This window comes from Curtobacterium sp. MMLR14_002 (assembly GCF_001864975.1).
Taxonomy (GTDB): Bacteria; Actinomycetota; Actinomycetes; order Actinomycetales; family Microbacteriaceae; genus Curtobacterium; species Curtobacterium flaccumfaciens.
Genome location: NZ_MJGT01000083.1, coordinates 20,995 through 27,305, shown reverse-complemented (window position 1 = coordinate 27,305; position 6,311 = coordinate 20,995). Strand labels below are relative to the sequence as shown.

The following is a 6,311-nucleotide window of genomic DNA, read 5'->3' as shown; positions in this document are numbered from 1 at the left end:
CCGGGCCTCCCGTCCGTCCGATGGCGGCTCGGCCCGCCTCACGCGCTGAGCGACAGGTCACGCGTCCGGACGCGCGTGACCTGTCGGTGAGCGCGAAAACCCGTCAGTGTCTGCCGCCCTACACCAGATCCGGCGAGTCGAGCAGGTCGGTGACCAGGGCGGCGATGGCGGAGCGCTCGGACCGCGTCAGCGTGACGTGCGCGAAGAGCGGGTGCCCCTTGAGCCGCTCGATGACCGACGCGATCCCGTCGTGCCGGCCGACCCGCAGGTTGTCGCGCTGCGCGACGTCGTGGGTGAGCACGACCCGCGAGTTCTGGCCGATGCGGGAGAGCATCGTGAGCAGCACGTTCCGTTCGAGCGACTGCGCCTCGTCGACGATCACGAAGGCGTCGTGCAGGGAGCGGCCGCGGATGTGGGTCAGGGGCAGCACCTCGATCAGGCCGCGTTCGACCACCTCGTCGAGGACGTTGTCCGACACCACCGAACCGAGGGTGTCGTAGACGGCCTGCGCCCACGGGTTCATCTTCTCGCCGGCGTCGCCGGGCAGGAAGCCGAGGTCCTGCCCGCCCACCGCGTACAGCGGCCGGAACACCATGATCTTCTTGTGCTGCTGCCGTTCGAGCACCGCCTCGAGTCCGGCGCACAGGGCGAGCGCCGACTTGCCGGTGCCGGCGCTGCCGCCAAGCGAGACGATGCCGATCTCGGAGTCGAGCAGCGCGTCGATGGCGAGCCGCTGCTCGGCCGAGCGCCCGCGGAGGCCGAAGACCTCGCGGTCGCCGCGCACCAGTGCGACGGCGCCGGCGACGTGCACGCGGCCGAGGGCCGATCCGCGTTCGGAGTGGATGACGACGCCGGTGTTCACCGGGACGCCGTCGAGCTTCGAGGACCGGATCTCCTCCTTCTCGTACAGGTCGGACATCTGCTCGCCGGACACCTGCAGGTCGGCGATGCCGGTGTAGCCCGAGTCGACCGCGAGTTCGGCGCGGTACTCCTCCGCCGCCATGCCGATCGAGGACGCCTTGACCCGGAGCGGCAGGTCCTTCGACACGACCACGACGTCGAGTCCGTCGTTCTTGAGGTTCGACGCGACGGCGAGGATGCGGGAGTCGTTGTCGCCGAGCTGCAGACCCGACGGCAGGACGGACTGGTTGGAGTGGTTCAGTTCGACGCGGAACGAGCCGCCGTCGCCGATCGCGATCGGGAAGTCGAGCCGCTCGTGCTCGATGCGCAGTTCGTCGAGCAGCCGGAGGGCCTGCCGGGCGAAGTACCCGATCTCCGGGTCGTTGCGCTTCGCCTCGAGTTCGCTGACGACCACCACGGGCAGGACCACGGCGTGCTCGGCGAAGCGGAACAACGCCCGCGGATCGCTGAGGAGCACCGATGTGTCGAGCACGTACGTGCGCTGGGCGACCGATGTGGACGAGTCCGCGGTGTGCTGCTGCTGCTGTGCTCCGCGAGAGACGTTCTGAGAGGTCACGACCACTCCATCCCCGGGCCGCGACGGGCCCGGTCCTGTCCTCGAACGCGGCCACGGAGCGGGTCCCGAAGCACCGACTGTGGCCGCTTCGATCGGGCGCGGTGCCCGATGGGGACAACGTACGTCCGGCCCCCGACACCCCGACAGCGACACGCGGTTTCCGGAGTTACGGTCGCGTGAACAACGCGAGCGCGGCTCGCGACGCCGCGCGCGGCGGTGGCGCCGAGTGGTGGCGATCTGTCGGGTGCGGCGGCGCCGGCCGACAGGTGGTGACCACTCGGCGGACGTGAGCGGGGTGCCGTGACCGCTCGCGGACTCCGGACTGGAGGCCCGTGGCGGCCTAGCACCGCGCCTCCAGTCCGTCCGGTGGTCGCGAATCGTCGCGCGCGCAACGCCGGGTGGCCACGAACCGTCGGGTGCGACGGCGCCAGCCGACCGGTGGTGACCACTCGGCGGACGTGAGCGGGGTGTCGTGACCGCTCGCGGGACGCGGACGGGCGACAGCAAGCGCAGCGGCCGCGCCGCTGCTACTGCATCGTGGCGTACGAGACGCAGGCGTCGCGGAACATGTCCAGGGTCTCGTCGGTGGTCGACGGGAACACGGACACCCGCGCGACGCCGAGCCGCGTGGTCGCGGTGACGCCGTGGTTGTGCATCGCGGCGGACAGGGCCGTCACGCGACCCTGCGTCGGCCGGAGCACCACGATGCCGGCGCGCTCGGCCGGGTCGCGGCTGGACTCGACCTCGAGCCCGAACTCGTCGGCGATGGCGAACACGCGCTCGACGCGGTCGGTGACCCGCTCCTGCACGGCGGCGACGCCGACGGCGGTGAGACGCTCGAGCGACACCGCGAGCCGGGCCTGCGCGACCGGGTCGATGCGGGACATCTGGAAGCCGGCGGCACCCGGACGCACCGCCGGGACCTCGGTGGGCCAGCCGGACGTGCCGTGCGGGCCGGACAGCGCAGGACGGATCCGGTTCAGCGCACGGTCGCTGAACGCCACGAACCCGGTGCCCCACCCGGCGTGCAACCACTTCTGTCCGCCGGTGGCGACGACGTCGGCGACCTCGTACGGGGCGTCGACGACGCCGAAGCCCTGGATCGCGTCGACGATGAGCAGGCGGTCGCCGATGACCTCGCGGATGGCGGCGAGGTCGGTCAGGTAGCCGGTGCGCCAGTCGACCAGGGACACCGCGACGGCGGTCACCTCGTCGGACAGGCGCTCACGGATCAGCTCGGGCGTCACCCAGCCGGCACCCGACTCGATGACGACGGGCTGCACCCGTCCGCCGGTGGCCGAGGCGGCGCTGGCGAGTGCAAGAGGCAGCGACGGGTACTCGTCGGCGGACACGAGCACGCCGCCGGTCAGACCGAAGGCGGTGTGCAGCAGGCCAGGGGTCGTCGCGGCCTGCGAGACGACCTGGTCCTCGCGGCGGCCGACCAGGCGGGCGGCGACGGTGCGGACGCGGGCGTCCTGCTCGTCGAGGGTCTCCATGGCGCCGAAGCGCATGTGTGCCTGGATGGTGCCGAGCACACGCTGCTCCTCGAGCACGGCGGTCTGCACGGGGCCGAACGCAGCGTGGTCGAGGTAACCGGGGTCTTCGGAGAAGCCGGCGGCGTACTCGTCGATGTTCACAGGTGGTGCACCTTTCACAGGGTTGAACCCTGAGAGCCTACTGGGACGCGGCTCCGCCGACGAACCCGGTGCGGGAGGTGGCTGCTGGCTGGTGGCTGGGCAGTCGGCTGCGGGAGGTGGCTGCTCAGCCGCCGAAGCGGCGCGACCGGAGCCCGAAGTCGCGGACAGCGCGGAGGAAGTCGACCTCGCGCAGGTCCGGGTAGAACGCCTCGACGAAGTAGAACTCGCTGTGCGCGCTCTGCCACAGCATGAAGTCGGAGAGCCGCTGCTCGCCCGAGGTCCGGATCACCAGGTCGGGGTCGGGCTGCCCCTGCGTGTACAGGTGGTCGCCGATGAGCTCCGGCGTCAGCACCTCGGCCAGGGTGTCGATGGTGCCGCCGCCCGCGCCGTGCGCCTGCACGATGCTGCGCATGGCGTCCGCGATCTCACGCCGCCCGCCGTACCCGACGGCCAGGTTGACGTGCAGCCCGGTGCGGCCGGCAGTGCGCTGCTCGGCCTGTTCGAGCGCGGTCACCAGGTTCTGCGGCAGCCCCTCGTTCGACCCGACGTGTTGCACGCGCCAGTCGCGGTTGTCGGCCAGGACCCCGGCGAGGTCGGCGATGATGCCGACGAGTTCCTCGAGCTCCTCGCCGCCGCGACCCGTCAGGTTGTCGGCGGACAGCAGGTACAGCGTCACGACCTCGATGCCGAGGTCGTCGCACCACGTCAGGAACTCCGGGATCTTCGCGGCGCCGGCGCGGTGGCCGTGTGCGGCGGACTCGAGCCCGAGCTGCTTCGCCCAGCGGCGGTTGCCGTCCACGATCATGGCGACGTGCTTCGGCTTCGCTGCACCCTCGAGCTGGCGGCGGATCCGGCGCTGGTAGGCGCGGTAGAGGATCCCTCGCCCTGTCCATCCCGCCGTCCCGGTCACGCACCGAGCGTAGTGCACCACCGACGCCGGATCCCTGAGGCTCCCGCTCTGCGGACACGTGGCTGTCGTTCGGGGTCAGGCCCTATGGTCGGGACCATGCAGGACGAGCACGAGACCGGAACACTCCCCCACGTCCCGTTCACGGAAGAGGCGTCGGCGACCGCGACCGCCGCCGAACCCCGTCCGGCCTGGCGCGGCTGGATCCACCTCGGTGCGTTCCCGTTCGCGATCGCGATGGGGATCGTCTTGATCACCCTCGCCGACAGCACCGCGGCGAAGGTCGGCAGCGCGGTGTTCATGGCGACGTCGCTCGCGATGTTCGGTGTCTCCGCGACCTACCACCGGTTCCCGTGGGGGCCGAAGGTGAAGGCCGTGCTGAAGCGCATCGACCACACCAACATCCTGCTGCTCATCGCCGGCACCTACACACCCGTCGCGATCTGCGCCCTGCCGCACACGCTCATGGTCGTCGTGCTCTGGGTGATGTGGTCGGGCGCAGCGCTCGGCATCGCGTTCCGGGTGCTCTGGATCAACGCGCCCCGCTGGCTGTACGTGCCGATCTACCTGGTGCTCGGGTGCGCTGCCCTCGGGCTCCTGCCGCAGTTCTTCGCGGCGAGCGTCCCGATGACCGTGCTCATCCTGTCCGGCGGCGTCGCCTACATCATCGGCGCCCTGGTCTACGGCTTCAAGCGGCCGAACCCGGTGCCGACGCAGTTCGGGTTCCACGAGGTGTTCCACGCCCTGACCGTGGTGGCCTTCGGTGCGCAGTGGGTCGGCGTGCTCATCGTCGCGCTGGACCCGGTGCGCTGACCGTCGCACGTTCCTTCCCAGAACGGGTGCGATGCCTGGTGGTTCCGGGCGTACTCACCCGAAAGTTCCGACCAGGTACGCCCGGTTCGACCAGGTACGCCCGGTTCCGGTCGGTACGCCCGGTTCCGGTCGGCGCGCGCGCAAGGCGGACTGGAGGCCCGTGACGATGCCGCCACCCCTCCCTCGCAGGCTCGGTCGGCGCGGCCCGCGTGCCGCTGGCGCGTCACCGCTGAGCGGTCCGCGCCAGTCCGCCTTGTAGTCGCGTCAGCCGCCCTGTAGTCGCGTCAGCCGCGCTCGGTGTCGTCGCCGACGTCGGCGCGGCCGTCCTCGGCCGCCCGCCGCTCCGGCTCGTCCGTCGCGGTGCCGTCGCCCGCGGTGCCGTTCGCCTCGGCCTCGAGCCGCTCGCGCACCTCGGCGCGGTAGCGGGTCCGACGGATGCGTCGGGTCATGTCCACCACGAGCAGGATCGTCACGATCGCGACGAGTGCGATCGCGATGAACCCGACGACACCCGGGGTGACGTCGACGTCGGGGACGACCGAGGGGCTGGGGCTGGGGGTGGCGGCGAGTGCCGCCGCGATGGTGCTCACGAGGTCGGTTCCTTGTCGGCTGGGATCCCGGCGAACAGGTCGGTCTCCGGGAGCTCGGTCGGCACGCGTGCCTCCACGAGCTGGTAGTCCTCGGTCGGCCACACCGTCGCGAGGAGGTCGTTCGGCCAGTAGAAGAAGGCGCTGTCCGGTGCGACCTGGCTGGCGTGCGCGCGGAGTGCGGCGTCACGCTGGTCGAAGTACTCGTGCACGTCGACGTGGGTGGTGGCGAGGTCGGGCCGGTCGGCGAACCGCTCGACCCACTCGCGCAGCTGCTCGATCGCGGGGCTGTCCGGGTCGCGCTCCTGCAGGGCTTCGAAGATCGTGCTGAAGCGGCGCGGATTCATCGTGCGCTCGTAGTAGAGCTTCGCGATCGACCACGGGGCACCGGCGGACGGGTACGCCGACGGGTCGGCGGCGGCGGACCACGCGGCCATCGACACCTCGTGCGTGCGGATGTGGTCGGGGTGCGGGTAGCCGCCGTTCTCGTCGTAGGTGACGAGCACGTGCGGGCGGAACCGCCGGATCACGCGGACGAGGGCCTCGGTGCTGTACTCGAGCGGCACCGTGGAGAACGTGCCCGGCCGGACCGTCTCGCCCTTCTCGGCGTCGGGCAGCCCCGAGTCGTGGTAGCCGAGCCACACGTGGTCGATGCCGAGTGCCTGCTGCGCCGCGGCCATCTCGGTGCGGCGGTACCCGGCCATGTCACGGTGGGCACGGCTCGTGGCCGGCTCGCCGAGTTGGTCGTTCAGGATGTCGCCGGCCTCGCCACCGGTGCAGGACACGACGAGCACCTGGTGCCCGTCGGCCACGTACTTCGCGGCGGTCGCGGCACCCTTGCTCGACTCGTCGTCGGGGTGGGCGTGGACGGCCAGCAGACGGTAGGGCAC

The 6,311-nt window shown here is 71.5% G+C and carries 6 protein-coding genes; 1 reads left to right on the top strand and 5 read right to left on the bottom strand.

Translation table 11 applies throughout. The features are described 5' to 3' along the window. Positions 1–118: 118 nt before the first annotated feature. The 3 genes from BIU91_RS15015 to BIU91_RS15005 form a co-directional block, all read right to left on the bottom strand. Complete coding sequence (locus BIU91_RS15015; protein ID WP_171907855.1) at positions 119–1,483, bottom strand: PhoH family protein; 1,365 nt, start codon at positions 1,481–1,483, stop codon at positions 119–121. A gap of 521 nt (positions 1,484–2,004) precedes the next feature. Beyond that, a complete protein-coding gene (locus BIU91_RS15010; RefSeq protein WP_071406125.1) occupies positions 2,005–3,114 on the bottom strand; it encodes an aminotransferase class V-fold PLP-dependent enzyme in 1,110 nt (369 codons plus the stop codon). 124 nt (positions 3,115–3,238) lie between these two features. Beyond that, positions 3,239–4,024 carry an isoprenyl transferase gene (locus BIU91_RS15005; protein WP_071406129.1) on the bottom strand — a complete coding sequence of 262 codons (786 nt, stop codon included), beginning with the start codon at positions 4,022–4,024 and terminating at the stop codon, positions 3,239–3,241. 96 nt (positions 4,025–4,120) lie between these two features. Here BIU91_RS15005 and BIU91_RS15000 point away from each other — a divergent pair, with 96 nt between their 5' ends. Then, positions 4,121–4,834, top strand: coding sequence for a hemolysin III family protein (locus BIU91_RS15000; RefSeq protein WP_071406128.1), 714 nt, complete (start codon positions 4,121–4,123; stop codon positions 4,832–4,834). Positions 4,835–5,118: 284 nt separating this feature from the next. Here BIU91_RS15000 and BIU91_RS14995 read toward each other — a convergent pair whose 3' ends face one another. Together BIU91_RS14995 and mca are read right to left on the bottom strand one after the other, a co-directional pair. Further along, a complete protein-coding gene (locus BIU91_RS14995) occupies positions 5,119–5,424 on the bottom strand; it encodes a hypothetical protein (RefSeq protein ID WP_017886736.1) in 306 nt (101 codons plus the stop codon). Beyond that, positions 5,421–6,311: a mycothiol conjugate amidase Mca gene (gene mca, locus BIU91_RS14990; RefSeq protein ID WP_027464504.1), complete on the bottom strand. Its 891-nt coding sequence runs from the start codon at positions 6,309–6,311 to the stop codon at positions 5,421–5,423. The genes BIU91_RS14995 and mca overlap by 4 nt, the downstream gene beginning before the upstream one ends.

Bases quoted from the DNA above. Each gene is read 5' to 3' on its own strand.
- BIU91_RS15000 (WP_071406128.1), top strand. From the start codon at position 4,121: ATGCAGGACGAGCACGAGACCGGAACACTCCCCCACGTCCCGTTCACG.